At 61.4% G+C, this 24,821-nt stretch carries 26 protein-coding genes; 10 read left to right on the forward strand and 16 right to left on the reverse strand.

The window, feature by feature from the left end; genetic code table 11:
• Positions 1–35: 35 nt before the first annotated feature.
• The 5 genes from ACEN84_RS06375 to ACEN84_RS06395 all read left to right on the forward strand — a co-directional run bounded on the left by ACEN84_RS06375 (position 36) and on the right by ACEN84_RS06395 (position 5,529).
• Positions 36–1,019, forward strand: coding sequence for an ABC transporter ATP-binding protein (locus ACEN84_RS06375; RefSeq protein WP_413710329.1), 984 nt, complete (start codon positions 36–38; stop codon positions 1,017–1,019).
• Complete coding sequence (locus ACEN84_RS06380; protein ID WP_413710330.1) at positions 1,016–1,978, forward strand: ABC transporter permease; 963 nt, start codon at positions 1,016–1,018, stop codon at positions 1,976–1,978. Before ACEN84_RS06375 ends, ACEN84_RS06380 begins: the two co-directional genes overlap by 4 nt.
• Positions 1,968–2,783 carry an ABC transporter permease gene (locus tag ACEN84_RS06385; protein WP_413710331.1) on the forward strand — a complete coding sequence of 272 codons (816 nt, stop codon included), beginning with the start codon at positions 1,968–1,970 and terminating at the stop codon, positions 2,781–2,783. Before ACEN84_RS06380 ends, ACEN84_RS06385 begins: the two co-directional genes overlap by 11 nt.
• 48 nt (positions 2,784–2,831) lie before the next feature.
• Entirely contained in the window at positions 2,832–4,259 is a 1,428-nt protein-coding gene (locus ACEN84_RS06390) for a gamma-aminobutyraldehyde dehydrogenase (RefSeq protein ID WP_413710332.1), read from the forward strand.
• 172 nt (positions 4,260–4,431) lie between these two features.
• Positions 4,432–5,529, forward strand: coding sequence for a helix-turn-helix transcriptional regulator (locus tag ACEN84_RS06395; protein ID WP_130282283.1), 1,098 nt, complete (start codon positions 4,432–4,434; stop codon positions 5,527–5,529).
• On the opposite strand, the gene ACEN84_RS06400 is transcribed toward ACEN84_RS06395, so the two are convergent.
• Positions 5,526–6,158, reverse strand: coding sequence for a YjbE family putative metal transport protein (locus ACEN84_RS06400; RefSeq protein ID WP_413710333.1), 633 nt, complete (start codon positions 6,156–6,158; stop codon positions 5,526–5,528). The two genes, ACEN84_RS06395 and ACEN84_RS06400, sit on opposite strands and share 4 nt — an antisense overlap.
• A 277-nt stretch (positions 6,159–6,435) precedes the next feature.
• Between ACEN84_RS06400 and ACEN84_RS06405 the strand changes: the two genes are divergently transcribed.
• Complete coding sequence (locus ACEN84_RS06405; protein WP_112719786.1) at positions 6,436–6,609, forward strand: DUF1328 domain-containing protein; 174 nt, start codon at positions 6,436–6,438, stop codon at positions 6,607–6,609.
• Between the two features lie 25 nt (positions 6,610–6,634).
• Here the strand turns inward: ACEN84_RS06405 and ACEN84_RS06410 are convergent, their stop codons facing one another.
• Together ACEN84_RS06410 and tal are read right to left on the reverse strand one after the other, a co-directional pair.
• Positions 6,635–7,300 carry a DUF1345 domain-containing protein gene (locus ACEN84_RS06410; protein WP_413710334.1) on the reverse strand — a complete coding sequence of 222 codons (666 nt, stop codon included), beginning with the start codon at positions 7,298–7,300 and terminating at the stop codon, positions 6,635–6,637.
• Positions 7,301–7,392: 92 nt separating this feature from the next.
• Positions 7,393–8,358 (reverse strand): transaldolase, encoded by a 966-nt coding sequence (gene tal, locus ACEN84_RS06415; RefSeq protein WP_112719788.1) that lies wholly within the window; start codon positions 8,356–8,358, stop codon positions 7,393–7,395.
• 435 nt (positions 8,359–8,793) lie between these two features.
• Between tal and ACEN84_RS06420 the strand changes: the two genes are divergently transcribed.
• On the forward strand, positions 8,794–9,774 hold the full coding sequence (locus ACEN84_RS06420; RefSeq protein WP_413710335.1) for a sugar-binding transcriptional regulator: 981 nt from the start codon (positions 8,794–8,796) through the stop codon (positions 9,772–9,774).
• 8 nt (positions 9,775–9,782) lie between these two features.
• Here the strand turns inward: ACEN84_RS06420 and ACEN84_RS06425 are convergent, their stop codons facing one another.
• Both ACEN84_RS06425 and ACEN84_RS06430 read right to left on the reverse strand, forming a co-directional pair.
• Positions 9,783–10,655 (reverse strand): methylated-DNA--[protein]-cysteine S-methyltransferase, encoded by an 873-nt coding sequence (locus ACEN84_RS06425; protein ID WP_413710336.1) that lies wholly within the window; start codon positions 10,653–10,655, stop codon positions 9,783–9,785.
• 69 nt (positions 10,656–10,724) lie between these two features.
• On the reverse strand, positions 10,725–11,222 hold the full coding sequence (locus ACEN84_RS06430) for a DUF2244 domain-containing protein (RefSeq protein ID WP_413710337.1): 498 nt from the start codon (positions 11,220–11,222) through the stop codon (positions 10,725–10,727).
• On the opposite strand from ACEN84_RS06430, the gene nth reads away from it, so the two are divergent.
• Positions 11,221–12,024 carry an endonuclease III gene (gene nth / locus ACEN84_RS06435; RefSeq protein ID WP_413710338.1) on the forward strand — a complete coding sequence of 268 codons (804 nt, stop codon included), beginning with the start codon at positions 11,221–11,223 and terminating at the stop codon, positions 12,022–12,024. The genes ACEN84_RS06430 and nth overlap by 2 nt on opposite strands.
• Here the strand turns inward: nth and ACEN84_RS06440 are convergent.
• Positions 11,989–12,564, reverse strand: coding sequence for a TetR/AcrR family transcriptional regulator (locus ACEN84_RS06440; RefSeq protein ID WP_413710339.1), 576 nt, complete (start codon positions 12,562–12,564; stop codon positions 11,989–11,991). The two genes, nth and ACEN84_RS06440, sit on opposite strands and share 36 nt — an antisense overlap.
• A gap of 81 nt (positions 12,565–12,645) precedes the next feature.
• Here ACEN84_RS06440 and ACEN84_RS06445 point away from each other — a divergent pair, with 81 nt between their 5' ends.
• A complete protein-coding gene (locus ACEN84_RS06445) occupies positions 12,646–13,071 on the forward strand; it encodes a VOC family protein (RefSeq protein WP_413710340.1) in 426 nt (141 codons plus the stop codon).
• A gap of 1 nt (position 13,072) precedes the next feature.
• Here the strand turns inward: ACEN84_RS06445 and ACEN84_RS06450 are convergent, their stop codons facing one another.
• Complete coding sequence (locus tag ACEN84_RS06450; protein ID WP_413710341.1) at positions 13,073–13,786, reverse strand: sulfate transporter family protein; 714 nt, start codon at positions 13,784–13,786, stop codon at positions 13,073–13,075.
• A 237-nt stretch (positions 13,787–14,023) separates the two neighbouring features.
• On the opposite strand from ACEN84_RS06450, the gene ACEN84_RS06455 reads away from it, so the two are divergent.
• Positions 14,024–14,881, forward strand: a complete 858-nt coding sequence (locus ACEN84_RS06455) for a MurR/RpiR family transcriptional regulator (protein ID WP_130282295.1) — start codon at positions 14,024–14,026, stop codon at positions 14,879–14,881.
• Here the strand turns inward: ACEN84_RS06455 and ACEN84_RS06460 are convergent.
• The 9 genes from ACEN84_RS06460 to ACEN84_RS06500 form a co-directional block, all read right to left on the reverse strand.
• Positions 14,878–16,464, reverse strand: a complete 1,587-nt coding sequence (locus ACEN84_RS06460; protein ID WP_413710342.1) for an FGGY-family carbohydrate kinase — start codon at positions 16,462–16,464, stop codon at positions 14,878–14,880. The genes ACEN84_RS06455 and ACEN84_RS06460 overlap by 4 nt on opposite strands.
• Complete coding sequence (locus ACEN84_RS06465; RefSeq protein WP_199628917.1) at positions 16,464–17,147, reverse strand: HAD family hydrolase; 684 nt, start codon at positions 17,145–17,147, stop codon at positions 16,464–16,466. The genes ACEN84_RS06460 and ACEN84_RS06465 overlap by 1 nt, the downstream gene beginning before the upstream one ends.
• An 89-nt stretch (positions 17,148–17,236) precedes the next feature.
• Positions 17,237–18,718 (reverse strand): mannitol dehydrogenase family protein, encoded by a 1,482-nt coding sequence (locus ACEN84_RS06470; RefSeq protein WP_413710343.1) that lies wholly within the window; start codon positions 18,716–18,718, stop codon positions 17,237–17,239.
• Between the two features lie 103 nt (positions 18,719–18,821).
• Positions 18,822–19,820, reverse strand: coding sequence for an ABC transporter ATP-binding protein (locus ACEN84_RS06475; protein WP_112719799.1), 999 nt, complete (start codon positions 19,818–19,820; stop codon positions 18,822–18,824).
• Between the two features lie 18 nt (positions 19,821–19,838).
• Positions 19,839–20,669, reverse strand: coding sequence for a carbohydrate ABC transporter permease (locus ACEN84_RS06480; protein WP_112719800.1), 831 nt, complete (start codon positions 20,667–20,669; stop codon positions 19,839–19,841).
• Between the two features lies 1 nt (position 20,670).
• Positions 20,671–21,543, reverse strand: a complete 873-nt coding sequence (locus tag ACEN84_RS06485) for a carbohydrate ABC transporter permease (protein ID WP_112719801.1) — start codon at positions 21,541–21,543, stop codon at positions 20,671–20,673.
• 138 nt (positions 21,544–21,681) lie between these two features.
• Positions 21,682–22,992: an ABC transporter substrate-binding protein gene (locus ACEN84_RS06490; protein ID WP_199628914.1), complete on the reverse strand. Its 1,311-nt coding sequence runs from the start codon at positions 22,990–22,992 to the stop codon at positions 21,682–21,684.
• 145 nt (positions 22,993–23,137) lie between these two features.
• A complete protein-coding gene (locus ACEN84_RS06495) occupies positions 23,138–24,091 on the reverse strand; it encodes a sugar-binding transcriptional regulator (protein ID WP_130282301.1) in 954 nt (317 codons plus the stop codon).
• Positions 24,092–24,230: 139 nt separating this feature from the next.
• Positions 24,231–24,809 carry an exopolysaccharide biosynthesis protein gene (locus ACEN84_RS06500; RefSeq protein WP_413711270.1) on the reverse strand — a complete coding sequence of 193 codons (579 nt, stop codon included), beginning with the start codon at positions 24,807–24,809 and terminating at the stop codon, positions 24,231–24,233.
• Between the last annotated feature and the right edge of the window lie 12 nt (positions 24,810–24,821).

The following is a 24,821-nucleotide window of genomic DNA, read 5'->3' on the forward strand; positions in this document are numbered from 1 at the left end:
AATCCAAGACTGAATGCCAAGACTGGAGCCCACCCATGACACCCGCCGTCCGTTTCCAGCAGGTCTCGCGTCATTTCGGCCAGGTTCGCGCCGTTGACGGCGTCGATCTCGAGATCGCGCCCGGCGAATTCTTTGCCATGCTCGGCCCGTCCGGCTCCGGCAAGACGACATGCCTGCGCCTGATCGCCGGCTTCGAACAGCCGACCGGCGGCCATATCCAGATTTTCGGCGAGAAGGCCGAAGGCGTGCCGCCCTACCGGCGCAACGTCAACACTGTCTTCCAGGACTACGCGCTCTTCCCGCATCTCAACATTCTCGACAACGTCGCCTACGGCCTGATGGTCAAGGGAACAGGCAAGGCCGAGCGCCTGCGCGAAGCGGAAAAGGCGCTCGAACTCGTCAAGCTGCCGGGCTACGGCAGCCGCCGCCCGGGCCAGCTTTCGGGCGGCCAGCGGCAGCGCGTGGCGCTCGCCCGCGCTCTCGTCAACAAGCCGAAGGTGCTGCTCCTCGACGAGCCGCTCGGCGCGCTCGATCTGAAACTACGCGAGCAGATGCAGGAAGAGTTGAAGAGCCTGCAGCGCGCCCTCGGCATCACCTTCATCTTCGTCACCCACGATCAGGGCGAGGCCCTGTCGATGGCCGATCGCGTCGCCGTCTTCAACAATGGCGGCATCGTCCAGGAGGGCACGCCGCACGATATCTACCGCCGCCCGAAGACCCGCTTCGTCGCCGATTTCGTTGGCTCGTCGAATGTCATCGCCCCGGATTTCATGGCCTCTCTCGGTGGCGAGAAGCGTTGGGCAAGCCTGCGCCCCGAGGCGATCCGTCTCGGCGACGGCACGGAGGCCCGCGTCGAGAACGCGAGCTTCCTCGGTGCCGCGACACGCCTGACGGTCGATATCCGTGGCACGCGCCTACATGTCATGCTGCCCGCTGGTGCGGACGTGCCTGATGTCGGCTCCAGCGTTCGTCTCGGCTGGCAGCCGGGCGACGTCCACTACATGGATGATGCCGCATGAGCGCCATTGCGATGACAGGCAAGGACACATCGATCCTGCCGGGGCGTGGCGGTTTCTTCGGTCGCCTCTCGGACGTCTTCTGGCGCCATCCGAAACTGCTGCTCTTCCTGATGCTGACCCCGCCGCTGCTCTGGCTCGGCATCATCTATATCGGTTCGCTAATCGCGCTGCTGCTGCAGAGCTTCTTCTCGATCGACGATTTCTCAGGGATGATCAGCTACGAGTTCACGCTGTCGACCTATGCGCAGCTGCTGAACCCGACCAATTTCGACATTATCGTCCGCACCATCCTGATGGCGGCGCTCGTCACTCTCGCCTCCGCCGTCATCGCCTTCCCGATCGCCTATTATGCGGCGCGTTATGCCAAGGGAAAGTGGAAGGTGCTCTTCTATCTCGGCATCATGCTGCCGCTCTGGTCGAGCTATCTCGTCAAGATCTATGCCTGGAAGCTGATCCTCGCCAAGGAAGGCATCCTCACCTGGTTCTTCGGCAAGCTCTACCTTTCCTGGCTGCTCGACGGCATCCTGAACCTGCCGGTGGTCGGCGGCAATTCGCTCTCCGTCAGCTATCTCGGCACCTTCATCGTCTTCGTCTATATCTGGCTGCCCTACATGATCCTGCCGACGCAGGCAGCGCTGGAGCGCGTCCCCGGCAACCTGATCGAGGCCTCGTCGGATCTCGGCGCAACCCCGCGCCAGACCTTCCGCACGGTGCTCTTCCCGCTGGCGCTGCCCGGCATCGTCGCCGGATCGATCTTCACCTTCTCGCTGACGCTCGGCGACTACATCATCCCGCAGATCATCGGCTCGTCGCGCCTCTTCATCGGCCAGGCCGTCTATACGCAGCAGGGCACGGCCGGCAACGTGCCGCTCGCCGCCGCCTTCTCGGTCGTGCCGATCGTCATCATGGCCATCTATCTCTGGCTTGCCAAACGCATGGGGGCTTTCGATGCGCTCTGATCGCGGACAGAAATCCCCGCTTCTCCTGAAGATTGCCGCCGGTGCCGGATTGCTCTTCCTGCATCTGCCGATCCTGCTGATCTTCGTCTACGCCTTCACGACAGAAGAGAAAAGCTACCAGTGGCCGCCACCGGGTCTAACCCTGCAGTGGTTCGCCATTGCCTGGAACCGGCCGGATGTCTGGAACGCACTCGGCCTCTCCGTGCAGGTCGCCTGCATCGCCACCGCGATCGCGTTGGTACTTGGCACGCTCTGCGCCGCCGCTGTCAGCCAGACGAAATTCTTCGGCCGGGAGGCGATCTCGCTGCTCGTCATCCTGCCGATCGCGCTTCCGGGCATCATCACCGGCATCGCGCTGCGCTCGGCCTTCAGCCTGTTCGACATCCCCTTTTCGGTCTGGACGATCGTCCTCGGCCACGCCACCTTCTGCGTCGTCGTCGTCTATAACAACGCCGTCGCCCGCTTCCGCCGCACGCAGGGATCGCTGATCGAGGCCTCGATGGATCTCGGTGCCGACGGCTTCCAGACCTTCCGCCATGTCGTGCTGCCGAATATCGGCACGGCGCTCTTGGCAGGCGGCATGCTTGCCTTCGCGCTGTCTTTCGACGAAGTCATCGTGACCACCTTCACCGGCGGCCAGCAATCGACGCTGCCGATCTGGATGCTGGAAGAGCTGATCCGTCCGCGCCAGCGCCCGGTGACCAACGTGGTCGCCATGGTCGTCGTGCTCGTCACCTTCCTGCCGATCCTGGCAGCCTATTACCTCACCCGCGACGGCGACCAGATCGCCGGGGCCGGAAAATAAACCAGAGTGGGATGCCCCATCCGCTCGATGAACGAAAGGGAGAACATCATGGACATCCAAATGCTGATCGGTTCGCGTTTCGAAGCGGGCACGGAGACGGAGGAACACGTCCTCAACCCCAAGACCGGCGAGAAGGTCGTCGACCTGCCGGAAGCCTCGCTCGGCCAGATCGACAACGCCGTCGATGCCGCCGAGAAGGCCTTCAAGAGCTGGTCGCAGACGACGCCCGGCGAGCGCTCCTCCTATCTCCTGAAGATTGCCGATGCGATCGAGAAGGATGCCGCGGGTTTCGCCGCCCTTGAGGCGCTGAACTGCGGCAAGCCGATCAACGCCGTCCTCAATGACGAAATCCCGGCGATCGTCGATTGCTACCGCTTCTTCGCAGGCGCCGTGCGCAACCTGCATGCGCCCGCCGCCGGCGAATACCTGCCGGGCCACACCTCGATGATCCGCCGCGACCCGATCGGCATCGTCGGCTCGATCGCGCCCTGGAACTACCCGCTGATGATGATGGCCTGGAAGCTGGCACCGGCAATCGCCGGCGGCAACACCGTCGTCTTCAAGCCCTCGGAACAGACGCCGCTGACGGCGCTGAAGATGGCAAAGCTGCTCTCCGAGATCCTGCCCGAGGGCGTCGTCAACGTCATCCTCGGCCGCGGCGAGAGCGTCGGCAACGCGCTGATCAACCATCCGAAGATCGGCATGGTCTCGATCACCGGCGATGTCGCGACCGGCAAGAAGGTGTTGCAGGCCGCCGCAAAGACGGTGAAGCGCACCCATCTGGAACTCGGCGGTAAGGCTCCCGTCATCGTCTTCGACGACGCCGATATCGATGCGGTCGTCGCCGGCATCCGCACCTTCGGCTATTACAATGCCGGCCAGGATTGCACCGCCGCCTGCCGCATCTATGCCGATGCCAAGGTCTACGACCGCTTCGTCGCCGACCTGTCCTCGGCTGTTTCGTCGATCAGGTTCAACCAGTCCGACGACACCGAAAACGAGATCGGTCCGCTGATCTCCAAGCGCCAGCGCGACCGTGTCGAGAGCTTCGTCGCCCGCGCCTCCGAGCACAAGCACATGGAGATCACCACGGGTGGCAAGACCTCGGGCGACAAGGGCTTCTTCTACACGCCGACTGTGATTGCCGGCGCCACGCAGGACGACGAGATCGTCCGCCGCGAAGTCTTCGGCCCGGTCGTCTCCGTCACCCGCTTCAGCGATGTCGAGGACGCCGTCACCTGGGCAAACGACAGCGACTACGGCCTTGCCTCCTCCGTCTGGACCAAGGATATCGGCCGCGGCATGAAGACGGCCGCCCGCCTGCAATATGGCTGCACCTGGATCAACACGCATTTCATGCTCACCAACGAAATGCCGCATGGCGGCCTGAAGCAATCCGGCTATGGCAAGGACATGTCGGTCTATGCGCTCGAAGATTATACCGCCGTGCGCCATGTAATGATCAACCACGGCTGAATAACCCAAACGGGTTATTGAGATAACATATTTGTGACTCCAGACCGCCGTAAACAACTACGGCGGTCTTTTTGTGGATATATTTCAATATTGCGTTGAACGAATATATGCTCCATATTTGAGAAAAGCCTTGGCAACAGCCGCGGGGGGCTAAAAAGGCTGATTACTTTCAATGGCATCGCAGATTAATATTCCGGAACTCCAGCGCGCCCTTGGCGGCTTGATGGATTCGGCGCTGATGCCGGAACAATGGGACGGCACGCTGGAGGCGATCAGCCGGGCCACCGGCTCGGTCGGCACCCACATCATGCCGGTGCGTGGAAAATTCGAGGCCGGCGTCCTCACCACCCCTAATTTTCTAGAGGCCTTCGACATCTATTTCTCGGAAGGCTGGTACAAGCGGGACTTTCGCGAGCGCGGCCTGCAGATCGGCCTGACCAAGGGCGTCGTCATCGAGCATGACATCGCCACCAGCAGCGATTTCTCGCAGCACGCCTTCTATGCCGACTTCCTGGCGCGCTTCGGCATGCGTTATTCCGCGATGGTGCTGTTTCAGGCGCGCGGCACGACGCTCAGCATCAACCTGCAGCGCGGCATCCATGATGCCCCCTTCGACCGCAATGACGAGGCGGCGCTTCTCGGCATGCAATCGAGCCTGTCATCAGCAGCCGAACTGGTGCGCACGCTGGATGCGGCGAAGGTCGGCGGCATGGGCGAAGCCTTCGATATGACGGCTGCGGCCGCAATCTTCTTCGACCGCAAGGGCCGCATCACCCATCTCAACGCACGCGCCGAAGGCCTGCTCGACGAGGAAATCCGTATCGCCGGGGGAGAGCTTTTCACCCTGAAGCAGAGCGAGGCGGCACAGCTGCAGCGCCAGGTGCTCTCGGCCGCCGACGGCGCGCTGTTCATCGAACTGCCTGCCATTCGCATCACCCGGACGGGAAAGCCACCGCTCGTGGCCCGCGTTCAGAAGCTGCAGGGCTTTGCCGCCGATCTCTTCGCCCATTCGAGTGTCGTGGCGCTGATCACCGACCTCGGCGAGCGCGACGGCCCGAGCATCGAGCTCTTGCGCAGCACCTTTTCGCTGACGCCCCAGGAGGCGACGGTGGCACGGCTGCTGCTCGACGGATCCTCGCCGCGCGAGATCGCCACCATCTGCGGCCTGCAATATGAAACGGCGCGCGGCTATGTGAAACGTGTGCTCTCGAAAACCGGAACGCAGCGCCAGGCACAGCTGATAGCGCTGCTCTCCGGCCTGAAGCCTTAACCGGCGACCTGCGCCCCATAGAGGGCCCATACTTCCCAGCCGCCTTCCCAGATCATGTCGAGCGCGACATAGACGATAATCGCCAGCCCGATCCAGCCGATCCATCGGAAGCGGCTGAGCAGCTTCGCCACGAAATTCGAGGCAACGCCCATCAGCACGACGGAGAGAATGAGGCCGAAGATCAGCGCCGTCATGTTCGACTTCGCCGCCCCTGCGACGGCCAGCGCGTTGTCCAGCGACATGGAAAGATCGGCGAAGATGATCTGGCCGATCGCCTGGCGCAGCAGCTTCGGCTTGTGGGCATGATGCCCGGCCTCGTCACCACCCTCTTCTTCTTCGCCGGCTTCCCGCAGCTCCTTGAACATCGTCCAGCAGATCCAGAGGAGTAGCAGCCCGCCGATCAGGTTGATGCCCTTGATGACGAGCAGTTCCGCGGCAATGACGGCGAAGACGATGCGGATAACGGCGGCAGCCGCGATACCGGACACGATCGCCTTGCCGCGCAGTTCAGGCGCAAGACCGGCGGCCGCCATGCCGATGACGATCACATTATCCCCGGAGAGGATGATGTTGATCATGATGACTTCGAGATAGATGGAAATGACGGCGGGATCAAAGAGGGAGGACATCAAGGCACTTTCGTCGATGGGGCAAATCGATGAAAAATCCCCACGCCTTCAGCCCGCCTGCCACGCACAAATATGCGGCAGATCGTCATCCTTAGGAATTGGGGGCTCTTCCTAGGCAAAAGTTTGAAACAGATCGAAGCCCAGTTGAAAAGCCCCGCAACCCGGCGATGCCGGAACATTAGAAAATCGCCTGTTATTTCAATCGATTTTATTCTGATGCGGGAACAAATCGCCGTCTGCCGCGTCATCTTCTGCGTCCAACACAGAGGAAACTTCCATGCTTAAGTGGGCTCTCATATTTTTCGTCATTTCGCTGATCGCCGGCTTCTTCGGCTTCTCCGGCATCTCGGCCGCCACCGCGACGATCGCGCGCGTCCTCTTCGGCATCGCGCTGGTGATCTTCCTGATCTTCCTCATCCTCGCGCTGATGGCGGGACAAGCCATTCTCTAGCACCCACCGCGTCTCACGGGCGGGCCTAAAGCAGGCTCGCCCCGACATTGATCGCCAATGCCAGGATCGTCGTGTTGAAAAGAAACGACAGGATCGCATGCAGCAGGGCGATCTTGCGCATGATCCGCGATGACACCGCCACATCGGCGGTCTGCGCCGCCACTCCGATGGTGAAGGAGAAATAGAGGAAGTCCCAATAGGTGGGCTCCTCTATCTTGTCCGGAAACATCAGCCCCTCGCCCTTATCCGACCCGCCATAGAAGCGGTGGGCATAGTGGATGGTGAAGAGCGTGTGCAGGAACACCCATGAAATCAAGATCGTAACGACCGCCGCGATCGCCCGTGCGAAGGCGACGTCAGGGGGAGCATCCTTGACGGAATGCAGCTCGAGGCCGATGCCGGCAATGCTGGCCACTGCGGCGGCGATCGACAGGAACAGCACGAACGTATCGGAGAAATCCAGATCCTCCGAGCGCCGCCGGATATCCGAGACGGTTGCCCGCAGCATCTTGCGCCAGCTGATGCCGATGAAGACGATAGCCGTGACATTCCAGCCGACCAGGACATTCTTGGCATTCACGTCACGCGATGTCAGCAGCAGGAAAACGGCGAACCCGGCGGCGAAGGCGATGATGAAACTGCCGTGTCTGATTGCGTAGGTCATAAAACCGGAGCGCTTGCTGCCTGCCATTCCGCTTCTCCTGCCTCGGCTGACGATATCACCATGAAAAAGGCCCGGACACCATCGGCGTCCGGGCCTTTTCAAACACTTATCCGGCAGGATCAGGCAGCAGCGAGCTGCAGTTCCTTCTGAACCATGCCGCGCAGCGTGCCGAGGTCCTTGGCGAAGGCGCGGATGCCTTCGGCGAGCTTTTCGGTCGCCATCGCATCTTCGTTCATCATCCAGCGGAAGGTCTTTTCGTCGACACTGATCTTCGCAGCCGGCTTGACGGTCTCCGGCGAGAGCTTGCGCTCCAGCTTGCCCTGATCGTTGGACAGTTCGTCGAGCAGGTTCGGAGCGATCGTCAGGCGGTCGCAACCGGCCAGCGCTTCGATTTCGCCGGCGCTGCGGAACGAGGCGCCCATGACGATCGTCTTGATGTCGTTGGCCTTGTAGTAGTTGTAGATGTCGCGAACGGAGATGACGCCCGGATCTTCCTCAGGGGTGAACTCCTTGCCGGTCGACTTCTTGTACCAGTCGAGGATACGGCCGACGAAGGGCGAGATCAGGAATACCTTGGCGTCGGCGCAGGCAACGGCCTGGGCCTTCGAGAAGAGGAGCGTCAGGTTGCAGTCGATGCCTTCCTTCTGCAGCACTTCGGCGGCGCGGATGCCTTCCCAGGTGGAAGCGAGCTTGATCAGGATGCGGTCACGCTCGATGCCGCGCTCCTTGTAGGCGGCGATGATCGAACGGGCCTTGGCAAGCGATGCTTCGGTGTCGAAGGAAAGATCGGCATCGACTTCGGTCGAAACGCGGCCCGGGACGAGCTTCACGAGAGCCGCACCAACGGAGATCGCCAGACGATCGGCAACGGCAGCCGAAACGGCTTCGGCATTGCCGCCCTGCTTCTTGCCCCAGGCAACGCCTTCCTTGATCGCATCGGCAAACATCGGCGTACCCAATGCCTTCAGAACAATGCTCGGGTTCGTGGTGCAATCGACCGGCTTCAGACGGGCAACGGCCTCGATGTCGCCGGTATCGGCAACCACCGTGGTTATCTCGCGGAGTTGGTCAAGCTTGGATGTCATGGTCAAAATCCTTTGTGACTGAGCTGCGGACCGGCGCGATCTTCGCCCGGAAAAGAGGTGATCTACGGAATGCTGACGTTCGTGTTGCAGGCGAAAAGGCGCGGCTCCATCACGGCTATTGGGCTAACGTGAGGAACACCCGCAGTGTTCCCGGTGCGGAGGGAAAGAATGGCGCGATAATTCCGCGCAGGCAATGCCCGCGGCACCATGGCCGGTCCTGACTTCCCGCATGCCCGCACACTGTCCTCCTCGGACGGACAAGAACGACTTCTGTCATCGATAATATGGCAATTCCGTTCATCGAAAGTCAAGGACATTTGTGCATTTCAATTGACATAAGTGTCACACCCGTCATTATCGCCGGGGAACAAAGGAATGCCTGCACCCCTTTCGCTTGCTGAAGCAAACTAGGGTGAAATTTTCGCGAGAGAAGATGTGGTCAAGCTGAAGCGCGGCACGCATACCGCCTATTCCGAAGCCTCGTCGCTGCGTCTGCGGGCGGCATGGCTCTATTACAATCAGGGCCTGACCCAGAAGGATGTTGCCGAGCAGCTCGGCATCAGCCGCACGACTGTGATCCGCCTCCTCGACGAGGCGATGAAGCGCAGCGAAGTGCAGATCTGGATCAACGATTCCATCGGCGACTGCGTCGAGCTCTCGGTCAAGCTGGAACGCGCCTATGGCCTGGACGAGGCGATCGTCGTTCCCTCGCCCGTCACCAACGACGTCAATGCTCTGGCGAAGAGCGTCGGCCTGGCGCTCGGCCAGTTTCTGTCCGAGGCAATCCCCGACGACTACACGATCGGTGTCGGCTGGGGCCGCACGATGACGGCATCGCTTTCAAGCTTCCGCCCGCCCAGGCGCGACAATTGCAAGGTGGTGTCCCTGCTCGGCGGCATCGTCGCGGTACATCAGACGAACCCGATCGATTATACCTGGCGCCTGGCAAACCAGCTCGGCGCCGAATGCTACATGTTCCTGGCGCCGCTGCTGGTCGACTCCACCGAGACGAAACGGAACCTGATCGACAAATGCGGGCTGGAAACCATCTACCGCCTCGCCGAAAACCTCGATCTCGCCATCGTCTCCTGCGGCGATATCGGCCCGCACTCCACCTCCCTGTCGGAGGGCTGGATCTCCAAGGCCGAACTGCAGGAACTGATCGACGCCGGCTGCGTCTGCGATACGATGTTCAACTTCCTCGACAAGGACGGCAATACCATCGATCACTCGATCAACAGCCGCGTCATGTCGGTCGATCTCGATACGCTGAAGAAGGCCAAGCACATCGTGCTCTCCTCAGGCGGCGCCCACCGCGCCACCGCCATCCGCGCAACGATCAAACGCATCGGCTGCAACACGCTGATCACCGATGAGAGTGCCGCCAAGGCGCTGCTGGAACTGGCTGAAGGCTGACGCACGCCTCAGGCGTGCGCCGACTCCCACCCGAGCATCGCGCGCTTGCGTGTCAGACCCCAGTGATATCCCGTCAGCGCGCCACTCTTGCCAAGCGCGCGATGGCAGGGCACCACGAAGGAAATCGGGTTGGCGCCAACAGCAGCCCCGACAGCCCGCATCGCCTTCGGATTGCCGATGTCATTGGCGATATCGCTATAGGTGACGGCCTTGCCGAACGGGATCTTCAGCAGGCTTTCCCAGACGCGTACCTGGAAATCCGTGCCGATCAGCACCACCCGCAGCGGCTGCTCGGATGACCACTTGCCCGGCTGGAAGATGCGCTCGGCATAGGGCGCCGTCGCTTGGTTGTCCTCGACATATTCGGCATTCGGCCAGCGGCAGGCCATATCGTCGAAACAGGCCGCCTCGTCTCCGAGATCGCTGAAGGCAAGGCCGGCGAGCCCTCGATCGGTGGCCATGACCAACGCAACGCCAAACGGCGAATGGTGGAAACCATAGCGGATCGTCAGCCCGCCACCCCTTGCCTTCCATTCCCCTGGCGACATCGCCTCGTGGGTAACGAAGAGATCGTGCAATCGGCTCGGCCCGGACAGGCCGACTTCGAACGACGTCTCCAGCAGCGGCAGCTCTTCCTGCCGCAGCAGCCGCTTGGCATGATCGAGCGTCACTGCCTGCAGGAAGGCTTTCGGCGAAAGCCCGGCCCAGCGGGTGAAGGTCTTCTGCAGCTGGGTCGGCGACTGGTTGAGACGCGCGGCGATATCGTCCAGCGAAGGCTGGTCGCGATAATCTTCGGTGATCAATTCGATGACCTGCCGCACGGTCTCGTATTCGGGACCGTCAGGCGTGATGTCTCTGTTCAGATTTGCGATCATGTTCATCGTATTTCTCCTTGTAACAAGGAGATAATCAAGCGCGATCTCGCAAGCCACCCGTTTCTTGCGCCACTTTCATAACCGCTGCTTGACGGTGGCGAGCGCCCCCTTGAAGGCCTTCGCAAAACTCTCGCGATCGTCAGGATTGAGGAAAGAGCCGATATCGGTGCGCCGCCCCTGCCCCGAGACATGCATCGAAAGAATGCCGATCTCTTCATGCCGCCGCACGAGAAAGCGGGTCCAGAAGGGATTGAAATGATGCTCGACCATCTTGCCCGACGGCGCGAATTTTCGGATCGCCACATCGGTGCGCGACACCGTCACTTCCTCGCGTGCCCGCCCCGACCGGTAGTTCAGCCAGAAAGCGCCGTAGAGCAGCGCGAAATCGAGCCCGAAGAAGAAGCCGATCGGCCAGGCGCCGGTGACGATGAAGAACATTCCGTAGAGGAAGCAGATACCGCCGGATATCGCCAGCATGATACGGAACCCCTTGCGGCCGAGAGAGCGGTAAGGGAAAAGTTCGGCTGCGAAAACAGGCTGTTCGCCTGCGCTGTCGGCGTTGCTTTCCGTCATGGCTGGCGAGTATAGATTGCGGATGGCCGAACCGAAACTCAAATCCGCTTCCCGGACTTCCGCAAACTCAAAAGTGATCGTCCGCCGCAAGAAGACGGCGGTGCGCACCGCCTATTCCGAGGCCGAGCGCGAAGAAATCTTCCGCCGCTTTTCGATCCAGCGGCCGGAGCCGAAGGGCGAGCTGGAGCACAGCAATCCTTTCACGCTGGTGGTCGCCGTGGCGCTTTCCGCGCAGGCGACGGACGCCGGCGTCAACAAGGCCACCCGCGCCCTTTTCAGGGCGGCAGATACACCCGAGAAGATGCTGGCTCTCGGCGAAGAGCAAGTGCGCGACTACATCAAGACCATCGGCCTCTATCGCAACAAGGCGAAGAACGTCATGGCTCTGTCGCAGATGCTGGTCGATGATTTCGGCGGCGTCGTGCCGCAGACGCTCGAAGAGCTCATTCGCCTGCCGGGCGTCGGCCGCAAGACCGCCAATGTCGTGCTCTCCATGGCCTTCGGCCAGGCCACGATGGCCGTCGATACCCACATCTTCCGCATTGCCAACCGCATCAGGCTCGCCCCCGGCAAGACGCCGGATGAGGTCGAAGAGCGGATGATGAAGGTGGTGCCGAAACAGTATCTCTACCACGCCCATCACTGGCTGATCCTGCATGGGCGCTATACGTGCAAGGCCAGACGCCCGGAATGCGAGCACTGTATCATCGCCGATATTTGTAAGTCGGCAGAAAAGACCTGGGAAATGCCGGCGCCGCTGGTCGAGCTACCGCCGCAGGTGATCGGCGAGGCCGTCGAGTAGGCTGGCAATCGCCCTCTCGTAGTCCTTACGCACCCCGCCCTGCTCGATCTCGATCGCCGCACGGTCAAAGGCGGCTGACAACAGTGATGTCAGCGGTCCAAGCTGCGCCCCGGCGGCCGGCAGCATCGCCGCCAATCCCCGCCGCAGGCTTTCCTCGGCATTCTCGCGGTCGATCGCCGATGCTTCGGCGCCGAGAACGGCCGGTGCTTCCAGCAACAGAAGCCGCGTGCGTCCCTCCGCCGCCATCGCATCGAAATAGGCCGAAGCGCCCGAGAGCAGCGCATCGCGCGGCGACTGTGCATCCGCCGAGCGGCTCTCGATCTCTTCGGCGACCTTCTCCGCCTCCTGTTCGATGACCGCCCGGAACAGCGCCCGCTTGTCTTCGAAATGGTGATAGAGCGCCCCGCGCGTCACACCCGCCGCCGAAACGATGTCCGGCGTCGCGGTCTCGGCATAGCCCTTGTCGACGAAGAGGCGGCGCGCGGCCGCAATCAGCGCCTGCTGTGTCTGTTCGGTTCGTTCGCGATTGGTCCTGCTCATATCCCCTATTTACATACACACTGCATGTATGTTAAACGAAAAAACATACAAACTGTACGCAAATAAAAGAGGAGCAACGAAATGAAATCGACGAGCTATTATCCGGTGATCATGACCGATGACGTGGCGGCCACGGCGGCCTTCTACATTACGCATTTCCGCTTTCAGGCGCTATTTGAAGCCGACTGGTACGTCCATCTCCAGTCCATGGAGAATGAGAACGTAACCCTTGCGGTCCTCGACGGCAGCCACGAGACCATTCCCGAGCAGGCGCGTGGCAAGGTCTCCGGCCTGCTTCTGAATTTCGAGGTCGAGGATGTCGATACGATCTATGCCGCCTGCAAGACGGCCGGGCTGCCGATCATGCGCGATCTGCGCGACGAGGATTTCGGCCAGCGGCATTTCATCACCACCGATCCGAACGGCGTGCTGATCGACATCATCAAGCCGATCCCGCCGAGCGCTGAGTTTGCCGCCATGTACGACGCCTCGGCGCTGCCCGCCTGACCTAGCCTCTGAAGGCCGGATCCTTCTGCGACACCAGCTTGTGCAGGTGCACCATCATGCCGGCGGCAAAGAGCGGCGTGAGGAGATTGAGGAACGGCACCGCAAGAAAGGCCGCGATGACAAGGCCGCCCAGGAAGACCGTCGATCCGTGCTTGGCCCGGAACGCCCGGGCCTCCTCGGGCGGCCGGAAACGCATCGCCGCAAACTCGAAGAATTCCCGCCCCAGCAGATAGCCGTTGACCATGAAGAAGGCGATCAGGTTGACGCCGGGAATGAAGAGCAGGAACAGCGCGATCATATTGCCGAGGATCACCACGCCGAGGAACTTGATCGAGCTCGCGAGAGCCGGCCCAAAGGGCATGGCGTTGCCCGGCCGGTCATTTGGATAGTCCCGCTTTTCCACAACCTCGGCCACATCGTCGAGAAACAGTCCGGCGATCAGCGCCGTCACCGGCGACAGCAGCAGCGCGAGAGCGAGCGCCAGCCCGAGACCGGCAAGGATGGCGAAGACGAAGCTCAGCCATCCGGCCCATTCCGGCATCTGCGGAAAGAAGCCCGCGACCCAGGGAAAGAGCAGCGTGGCAAACAGGCTGCGCAGCACGAACCACAGCCCCACCAGCACCAGCAGGGTAAGGCCGAGAACCTTCCAGAAGACCGAGCGCGTCTCGGCGGCGAGAAGATTGCTGAAGGACAGACGAGCGGCGTCAAGGATCATGCTTTGGCGTCTCCATGTGTTGTCCCGGATGTAGGAATCCCCGCGCAGAACGGCAAGCGGAAATAAAATTACATGCAACAATGGAAAACTTGTCTGCAACTAGACACTAATATATACTGCAAACTATTCGATCTAAACTTGAGCCTGAGACGCAGCTTCCGGAAATAGTTGCAAACGGCAAGTCTCGCCTAAGCGCATCGGAAGCCCTCGTGTCTCCGCCAGTGAGGGGATGCCCGCGTGGAAGACTTCGTCCAGAAGCTCAGGCACTACGTGAAATCCGGCACCCCAGCGGAGCGCCGGATCGCGAAATATTTCACCGAGCATCTGAACGATTTGCCCTTCGAAACGGCGGCATCCGTCGCCGACCGGCTGGACCTCAGCCCGATGACCGTCGGCCGTTTTCTGCGGGCGCTTGGCTATCAGGGCCTCGACAGCGTCAAGATCCACATCCGCGAAACCGCGGTCACCTCGCCGGTGCAATTGCAGACCTCGCTCACCGAACTGCAGACCGACGCATCGAGCGGCAAGCCGCTGGCGTTGCTCGTCACCGAACAGATCCAGGCCCTGCACCACATCTATCATCTTACCGCCCAGCCCCAATGGGCCGAAGCCGTAGCGATGATCTCAGGCGCTCGCGAAGTCTTCATCGCCACGCATGCCCGCATGGCCGGCTTCGCCTCGCATTTCGCCCAGCGGCTGACCCGCGCCCGCGATGGTGTGCGGGCCCTTGATGGCTCCGGCAGCCGTTTCGCCGAATTGTTTGCCCGCCAGACCGGCGAAGGCGCGCTCCTCGTCATCGTCGACAGCCGCCGCTTCGCCCGCGCCCGGCTGCTCGCCAGAACGGCACGGCGCTACGGCTACAAGGTCGTCCTGATCGCTGCCGAGAACAATGACTGGATGCCGGATCAATCCAACATCATGCTGACACTGCCGCCCTCCCGCGTCCCTGATGACGACAACCTGCCGCCGCTGATGGCCTTGCTCGATTGTCTCTCGGAAACGGTAATCGCCGCCACCGGCGACGAAGCACAGCAGCGCGAACGCCGCATGGCCGAATTCGGCGCCATCCTGGGCGAAGGCCGCGGCGGAGGTTAATCCATCGCCTCCAGTTCGGCGCGGTGGCGATACATCGCCAGCAGCCGGCGGTATTCCCGATCGTACATCGCCCGCTTCCCGGCGTTCGGGCTGCGCTCGTCGCCGCCGGGATACATGGCGGTTCCTGCAGCGGCGAGATCGCGGTGCAGGCCGCAGGCGACGGATGCGGCGATTGCCGTGCCGAGCAGTACCGCCTCGTTCATCTTCGGCACCACCACCTTGCATCCCGTGGCATCGGAATAGAGCTCCATCAGCACCGGGTTCTTCACATGGCCGCCTGCCACATGCAGCGTATCCGGCACGTAGCCATATTCCTTCATCTTCTCGAGGATGTGGCGGATGCCGAGCGCAATTCCGACGGCCGTGCGCCAATAGAGCGCGCAGAGACCGTCGAAGGACGTGTCGAGCGTCAGGCCGCTGACGACGCCGACGGCATGAGGATCGGCAAGCGGCGAGCGGTTGCCGTGAAAATCGGGGAGCACGAAGATGCGGGCGCCGAAGGCGTCGTCGCCCTCCTCGGCGCGAAGCTGCGCAACGCGGGCGGCGATCTTCTGGTGCAGCGCCGCGGTCGGCTCCCCACCTGCGGCATGCATCCGCACGATATGGTCGAGAAGCGCACCGGTCGCCGATTGTCCGGCCTCGACGAGCCAGGACTGCGGAAATACGGCTTCGTAATACGGCCCCCACATGCCGTGGCTCGGCCGCCGTTCGCGCGAGAAGGAAACGATGCAGCTCGATGTGCCGGCGATCAGCGCCAGCTGCCGCTCGAGCGCGCGCGGATCGTCGGCAAAGCCACCGAGCGTTCCGAGCGCTCCGGCATAGGCATCGATCATCCCAGCCGAGACGTGGCATGCCGTCGTCAGACCGAGGGCCGAGGCCGCTTCCTGCGTCAGCGTGCCGACGCTGGAGCCGACCGGAACGGTATCGTCGGGCAAATGCCCTCGCTCCTGCAGGTCCTCAAGGCCGATCTTCTCCAGGAAGTCCTTCCGCCAGCCCTGTTTCTCATGGGAGAGATAATTCCACTTGGCCGTCAGCGTGCAGCGCGAGCGGTTCAGCGATCCCGTCGCTTTCCAGGTCATGAAGTCGGCAAGGTCGAAGAAGTAGCCGGCATTCATCCAGGTGCCCGGCAGCTTCTTCTTCAGCCACATCAGCTTCGGCATTTCCATTTCGGGCGACATGAAATGCCCGGAATGCTCCAGCACCGCATGTTCCGTCGCCGTGCAGAAATCGGCCTCCTGCAGCGCCCGATGATCGAGCCAGACGATCGTGTCGAACCGCTTTTCGCCACCGGTCGAAACGGAAATCTGCCGCCCCTCGACATCGCGCACGACAAGCGAGCAGGTACCGTCGAAGCCGATCGCGCCGATCGAGGCAGGCGCCACGCCGGATTGTTCCACGGCCTTGCGGACCGAGATGCAGACGGCGGACCAGATATTTTCGGAATCGTGCTCGGCGTGGTTTTCACGCAGTCTGTTCATGATGATGGGATGCTCGGCCTTGCCAAGCAACCGGCCAGTGGCATCGAAGACACCGGCGCGCGCACTGCCGGTGCCGACATCCACCGCAACCACGTGATCATGCATCAGGGGCGCATCCCATCCAGCTTTTGTTTCTGGATAAGGTGTATCAAATCCGGCATCACGTCAAACACCGCTTCGGGCGAAAGCCGGTCAAGTTCAGCACGATAGCCTTCGAAATTGGCGTGCGAGCCGCCGGTGAAGGCAAAGACGCGCATGCCGGCTGCCTTTGCCGCCTCGATGCCTGCGGGGCTGTCTTCGATGACGACGCAGTTCTCCGGCGCGACATGCATTTCCCGCGCTGCATGCAGAAAAAGGTCCGGTGCCGGCTTGCCGTTCTTGACCATGCTGGCGCTGAAGATGTTCGGCAGCTTGTCGATCAGCCCGGTGACGGAAAGTGAAAGCTTGATGCGCTCGACCTGGCTCGACGAGGCCACGCAGCAGGGCAGATGCAGCGCGTCGATTGTCTCGCCGATACCCTCGATCGGCTTCAGCTCGTTGCGGAAGCGGCTGTAGAGATCGACCCGCATCCGCTCGAGAAACTCTTCACCGGCATGGACGTGATAATCGTTTCTCATGGTTTCGATGACGGTCGCCAGGCTCTTGCCGAGAAAGCGGCCATAGACCTCTTCTTCCGTGATCGGAACACCGAGATCGTTCATCGCCTTGACGAGAACGTTGACGGATATCGGCTCGCTGTCGACGAGCACGCCGTCGCAATCGAAAATGACAAGCCGTGTCTCAGTCATGAAAGACCAACCATGTTCTCGGACGCGTTGCCGGCCCGCTTGCCGCAAGGCGGGTCGATGGCGGCGTCATCCGCCGCCATCGCAATTGCTTACACTGCAAGCTTGCCGTCGAGATAGAGCTGCAGCGTCTCGCGGGTGCCCTTTTCCCACAGCGTTTTCAGGGCATGTGCGAAGCGCTTGCGGAAGACTTCCGATTTCGCCACTTCGCCGAAGATGTCGTCGAAGGCGAGGAACGCCATCGGATCGTCCTTGGCCTTCAGCGCCGCGGCATGCAGACGGTCGGCGCTGGCATCGTTGAAGACGATGTCCTTGCCGCTGTCGGTCTTGCCGGCGAAGTAACGGCACCAGAGCGCCGAGACCAGCGACAGGCCGACGACATCACGGCCCTGGCTGAGATTGTCGAGCGTCGAGGGCAGGATGAACTTCGGCTGACGGTTCGAACCATCCTGCGCCAGGCGCGGAATGGTATCGGCGATCTTCGGGTTGAGCAGGCGCCGCTCGATCAGCTGGAAATAATCCTGCAGCGAAGTGTTCGGCACCGGCGGAACGATCGGAATGATCTCGTCCTTTTCGAGCTTTGCCAAAAAGGCGCGGATCAGCGGATCTTCCATGGAGTCATGCACGAAATGGATGTCCATCAGCGCCGCCGGATAGGCGATCGCCGCATGGCCGCCGTTCAGGATACGGATCTTCATGTGCTCGTAGGGCGTGACATCCGGAACGAAGGTGACGCCGACCTTTTCGAGGGCTGGACGGCCCGCCGTGAACTTGTCTTCCAGCACCCACTGCTTGAACTCTTCGCAGTAGACGGGCCAGTGGTCCTCGATGCCGAACTGATCCTTCAGAAGGTCGATTTCGCGCTGACCGGTTGCCGGCGTAATGCGGTCGACCATGGCATTCGGGAAGGCGACATTGGCCTTGATCCAGTCGGCAAGCGCCGGATCGGAAAGCTTTGCGGTGCCGACGACGGCATTGGTGGTGACGACGCCGTTATGCGGAATGTTATCGCAGGACATGACCGTGAACGGCACGATGCCCTTGTCCTTGCGCGCCTTCAGACCGGCAACGATCAGGCCGAAGACGGTCTTCGGCTCCGCCGGGTTCTTGCCGTCGGCGGCAATCGCCGGATGCTCCGGATTGAACTTGCCGGAAGCATCGATGAAATAGCCGCCTTCGGTGATCGTCATCGAGACGATGCGGATTGCGGGATCGGAGAGCTTGGCGATGATCGCCTTGGCGTCGCCGATCGGCAGAATGTCGGCCATCGGTCCGGTGACCCGGGCCGCGGTCTTGTTGTTGTCCTGCTCGACGACGGTCGTCAGGAAATCCTGGGCCGCGAGCTTCTCGCGCATGGCCGCGTCAGACGGCAGCATGCCCGCGCCGACGATCGCCCAGTCGTGATCCTGCCCCTGGTTGAACAGGTCGTCGAGATAGATCGCCTGGTGGGCGCGATGAAAATTGCCGACGCCGAAGTGCACGATGCCGGCCGTGAGCGACGCCCGGTCATAGGCCGGAATTGCGGCGGTCTTTGCCGCTTCGGTAAGCGTTGCCAGCGATAGTTTGCACGTCATGATCTCAGTCCTCTTGAGGTCTTCCGGAACGGCAGCCGCTCCGGGTATCGGTGAAGCGGACACCCCGCCCGCTTCACATGGCCACCCCGGCCCGGTCGTCGCCTCAGATGGCGAGGCCGCCCTCGTTGAATTTGTGGATGCGGGTCTTGTCTGGCGTCAGGTAGACGGTGTCGCCGGCCTTGGCCGCGAACTCGCCGCCGCCACGCGCCGTCACCGGGCCAATGCCATCGACGTCGATATGCAGGAACGTATCGGAGCCAAGATGCTCGGCGACCGTGACCCTGCCCTTCCACTCACCGCTCTCGTTCGACAGCATCACATGCTCCGGACGAATGCCGATCGTGTGCGCGCCGAGCTGAGCTGCCGTCTGGCCCTTGACGAAATTCATCTTCGGCGAGCCAATGAAGCCGGCGACGAAGAGATTGCGCGGGTTCTTGTAGAGCTCCAGCGGCGAGCCGACCTGCTCGATATTGCCCTTGTTCAGCACCACGATCTTGTCAGCCATGGTCATGGCTTCCACCTGGTCGTGGGTGACGTAGATCATCGTGGTCTTCAGCTGCTGGTGCAGCTCGCTGATCTCGATGCGCATGTTGACGCGCAGCGCGGCATCGAGGTTCGACAGCGGTTCGTCGAACAGGAAGGCCGACGGCTGGCGGACGATCGCGCGGCCGATGGCGACGCGCTGGCGCTGACCGCCCGAAAGCTGGCGCGGCTTGCGCTCCAGATAGTCGGTCAGGTTCAGCACCCGGGCCGCATCGGCGACCTTCTTGTCGATTTCGGCCTTGTCCATCCCCGCCATCTTCAGCGGGAAGGCGATGTTATTGCGCACGCTCATATGCGGATAGAGCGCGTAGGACTGGAAGACCATCGCCAGACCGCGTTCGGACGGGGCCCTTTCGGTCGCGTCCTTGCCGTCGATGACGATCTTGCCGCCGGAGACGTCCTCAAGCCCGGCGATCAGCCGGAGCAGCGTGGACTTGCCGCAGCCGGAGGGGCCGACGAAGACGACGAACTCGCCGTCCTTGATATCGAGATCGATCGAAGGGATGACCTTGGCTTCGCCGAAGACCTTCGAGACTTTCTGAAGGGTAATGCTGCCCATGTTTCTCTCCCTGTAGTCTTATTTCACCGCGCCGAAGGTCAGGCCGCGGACGAGTTGTTTCTGCGAGAACCAGCCGAGGATAAGGATCGGGGCGATCGCCATTGTCGATGCTGCCGAAAGCTTTGCGTAGAACAAGCCTTCGGGGCTGGAATAGGAAGCGATGAAGGCCGTCAGCGGCGCCGCCTTTGAGGCAGAGAGGTTGAGGGTCCAGAAGGCTTCGTTCCAGGCAAGGATGATGTTGAGCAGCAGCGTCGAGGCAATTCCCGGAACCGCCATCGGCGTCAGCACATAGATGATTTCCTTGGCGAGCGAGGCGCCGTCCATGCGGGCGGCTTCGAGGATTTCGCCGGGGATTTCCTTGAAGTAGGTGTAGAGCATCCAGACGATGATCGGCAGGTTGATCAGCGTCAGCACGATCACCAGTCCGAAGCGGCTGTCGAGCAGGCCGCTGTTGCGGAACATCAGGTAGATCGGGATGAGCGCGCCGACCGGCGGCATCATCTTCGTCGACAGCATCCACATCAGGACATCCTTGGTCCGCTTGGTCGGCGAGAATGCCATGGCCCAGGCGGCCGGGATGGCGATGATCAGGCCAAGCAGCGTCGAGCCGAAGGAGATGATCACCGAGTTCATGAAGTGGCCGAGATAGTTCGACCGGCTCTGCACTTCCGAATAGTTCTCGGTCGTCCAGTGGAAGAACAGGAACTGCGGCGGCGAGGCGATTGCATCGGCTTCCGACTTGAAGCTCGTCAGGAAGGTCCAGAGGATCGGGAAGAAGATCAGGATCCCGAGCGTCCAGGCAATCGCGGTCATGATGACCTTGCGCTGTGTTGTGACTTTGCGAGCCATCTTACGCCTCCAGGTTCTTGCCGACGAGGCGGACAAGGAAGATCGCGACGATATTGGCGAGGATGACAGCAACGATACCGCCTGCCGAAGCACCGCCGATATCGAACTGCAGAAGCGCCTGCACATAGACCAGATAGGTCAAATTCGTGCTCTGCGTGCCGGGACCGCCATTGGTCGTGACCAGGATTTCGGCGAAGACGGACAGCAGGAAGATCGTCTGGATCAGGATGACCACGGTGATGGCACGGGCCATGTGCGGCAGCACGATATAGATGAATTTCGAAACGACGCCGGCGCCGTCCATCTCGGCGGCTTCCTGCTGCTCTTCGTCGAGCGACTGCAGGGCCGTCAGCATGATCAGCGTCGCGAAGGGCAGCCACTGCCAGGCAACGATCAGGATGATCGAGAACAGCGGCGCGTTCGCCAGCCAGTCATAGGGCTGCAATCCGAGCGCCTTGGCGAGATGCGCGAAGAGCCCGTTGACCGGGTTCATGAACATGTTCTTCCAGACGAGCGCTGCGACCGTCGGCATGACGAAGAACGGCGCGATCACCAGGATGCGCACGATGCCCTGCCCGTAGATGTCCTGGTTCAGCAGGATGGCGAAGGCAATGCCGCCGATGACGGTGATCAACAGCACCCCAAGCACGAGCAGCAACGTATTGCCAAGCGCCGAGAAGAAGGCCGGGTCCGTGAGGAAGTACTTGTAGTTCAGGAAGCCGACGAAGGTTTCCATGCCCGGGCTGAGCAGATTGTAGTTCAGCAGCGAGAAGTAGATCGTCATCGCCAGCGGGATGAGCGACCAGAGCAGCAGGAGGATGACCGAAGGCGCCATCATCATGCGCGCCGCAGAGCGGGTGTGTAACGTTGCCATGGCAATTACCGATCTTGTCTTGGAGTGGCGAACGGCTGCAGGGCAGCAAAGAAAAAAGGGGCCGCCGATGCAGTTCGGGCAATTCGGCGGCCCAGTTGAGTGGAATGTCAAGCATTCCAACCCGTTCTCAGGAGGTTATTACTTGATGTAACCAGCCTTGGTCATTTCGCGGGTGGTCAGCTGCTGTGCGCTCTGGAGAGCCTGGTCGACCGAGATCTGGCCGGCAAGCGCTGCGGAGAACTGCTGGCCAACGGCCGTACCGATGCCCTGGAATTCCGGGATCGCCACGAACTGAACGCCGACATAGGGGACCGGCTTTACGGTCGGCTTGGTCGGGTCAGCCGAGTTGATCGAGTCCAGCGTCATCTTCGCGAAAGGAGCTGCCTTCTGGTAGTCGGCATTCGCATAGAGCGAAGAGCGCGTACCGGGAGGTGCATTCAGCCAGCCTTCCTTCTCGGCGACCAGCTCGGTGTAGTGCTTGCTGGTAGCCCAGGCGACGAACTTTTCAGCCGCTTCGACCTTCTGCGAGCCTGCCGGGATGGCGAGGTTCCAGGCCCAGAGCCAGTTGCCGCGCTTGCCGAGACCCTTATCCGGAGCCAGAGCGAAGCCGACCTTGTCGGCAACCTGCGATTCCTTCGGGTTGCTGACGAAAGATGCAGCAACGGTCGCGTCGATCCACATGCCGCACTTGCCGGTCTGGAAGAGCGCCAGGTTTTCGTTGAAGCCGTTCGAAGAAGCACCCGGAGGGCCGGCTTCCTTCATCAGGTTGACGTAGAAGTTCAGTGTGTCCTTCCACTCGGGCTGATCGAACTGAGGTGCCCACTTTTCGTCAAACCAGCGAGCGCCGAAGGAGTTCGACATAGCCGTCAGGAAGGCCATGTTTTCGCCCCAGCCAGCCTTGCCGCGAAGGCAGATGCCGTAGATTTCCTTGTCCTTGTTGGTGATCTTCTTCGCAGCGTCTGCGATGAAGTCCCAGGTCGGAGCGTCGGGCATCTTCAGGCCGGCAGCGTCGAACAGATCCTTGCGGTACATGACCATGGAGCTTTCGCCGTAGAACGGAGCTGCATAGAGCTTGCCGTCTGCGGTCAGGCCGCTGCGGATAGCCGGCAGCAGGTCGTCGGCATCGTAGTCGGCGCCGAGATTGTCGAGCGGCATCAGCCAGCCCTGCTTTGCCCAGATCGGAACTTCGTAAGTGCCGATGGTCAGAACGTCATACTGACCGCCCTTGGTCGCGATGTCGGTGGTGACCTTCTGGCGCAGCACGTTCTCTTCGAGCGTGACCCATTCCAGATCGATGTCGGGGTTGGATTTTTTGAAGTCGTCCGTCAGCTTCTGCATCCGGATCATGTCGCCGTTGTTCACGGTCGCGATCGTGAGCGTTTCAGCCGAAGCCATGCCCGCAAACGCAAGTGCCGAGCAGGCGCCCAGCAGGAGAGTTCTCAATGTCATATCTTCCTCCCAGAAGATGAGTGTGAGCATTCGCTTTGCTCATGGGCAATTACTCACAAAACATTACAAAATGTCAATCCGCATTCGTTGCTGCATCAGCGAACGGCACACTTAACTATATGATTTAAAACAAAATAATTTTTGCTCAGCCTGTGAGCAAAAACTCGGCAGTTGCCTCATCGGTGATCAAAGCATTGATCTGCCGGCCAACGATCGCCGCCCGTATCGCCTTGAATTTACGCTTGCCCTTGGCGATTCCAATCACCGTCGAAGACTCGCGCGGCGGGATCGGCGCAGACGCCACCCGCTCGTTGATCGGGTTATCCAGAAGCTTGCCATCACCGTCGAAAATCCAGCCGCAGATCTCGCCGACGGCGCCGTTGCGCATCAGCTCCATCATCTCGTCCTTCTCGAGGAAACCGTCGACGCAGAGCGGGCCGTCGATGCCGAGCTCGCCGATACCGACGAAGGTGACATCCGACTGCGAGCTGATCTCCAGCGTCGAGCGCACCAGCTGCTGGCTGTGCAGCATCTCTCGCTCTTCCGAAGAGGTGACGAGAACCGGCAGCGGCATCGGGAAATGCCGCGCCTTGACGGCATCGGCCATGCTGAAGATGACGTTGTAATAGGCCGCCGACCCGTCGGGCGTGATGTTGCCGGTCAGCGAGACGATGCGGTGATCGGGACATTCGAGCAGCGGCAACTGATCGACCGCGGCCTTCAGCGTACGTCCGGTGCCGACGGCAAGCACGATCGGCTCCGGCCGCTTCAGCCAGCGCTCGATCTCCGCCGCCGCCGCCTCGGCAATGCCGATCGTCGTCGAGGAGGAGCCGGGATCGCTGGGCACGACCTCGACATAGCGCAGGTCGAATTTCTTGCGCAGCTGGTTGCCGAGTTCGAGGCAGGCGGCGATCGGATGGTCGAGCCGCACCTTGATCAGCTTTTCGGCAACGGCGAGCGAAACCAGCCGCTGCGCCGACTGGCGCGAAATCCCCATGGTGGAGGCGATCTCGTCCTGCGTGCGGCCGGCAACGTAATAGAGCCAACCCGCCCGCGCCGCGTCGTCCAGCCGTCCAGGAGTATCGGTTCTCTTTGCCATCTAGCTTCTACCGCGCAAAATAAGCCGGTGCTTTACCGGGTGAAATGACCATGAATCTCTAATGCGCCAGATCAAAACAAAAATGGGCAAATGTCGAGTGCGTTGAAGAAATGCGTGACAGATTTCGTTGTCTGGGCCGTCACGCAAACCAGTTCGCGATGACGAAAGCCGCCGCTTTGATGATCCCGTAGACCATGCCGCCGACAATCGTCGCCGACAGCGCCGTGGCAATCACGCCGAGGATCACAAACAGCCCGTCACGCCCGAGAATGCCGAAGGAGAACAGGCAGATCGCCAGCGCCGGCAGCATGTTCCCGAGCGGGATCGGCAGCGTCAGAATGATCGCCATGACAAGACAGAGGAAGCCCGCGAAATATTCCGCCGGAGGCTCGACCAGCACGGAAAGCCGCGGCTTCAGCATCCGCTCGGCAAAGGCCAGCCAGCGATGGATCCGCGAAATGATCGCCTCGAAATCCTCCCGCCGCATCGAGCGGTCGGCAATCACCTTCGGCAACCAGGGCTTCAGGCCGAACGTCAGCTGCGCGGCAAGAAAGAGCAGCGGTGCGCCGAGGATCGCCGAGGTTCCCGGCGGTGTCGGCACGAGATTGGGCAATGCGAAGACCAGCATCAGAGCGCCGATTGCCCGGTCACCCATGGTCTCGAAAATATCCCGGATGGAGATGCGTTCGCGCGAACGGTCGTTCGCCATCTGCCTCAGAATTGCCGACAG

Origin of the sequence: Rhizobium sp. Rhizsp82, from assembly GCF_047325115.1 — a bacterium.
In the GTDB taxonomy this organism is placed as follows: Bacteria; Pseudomonadota; Alphaproteobacteria; order Rhizobiales; family Rhizobiaceae; genus Rhizobium.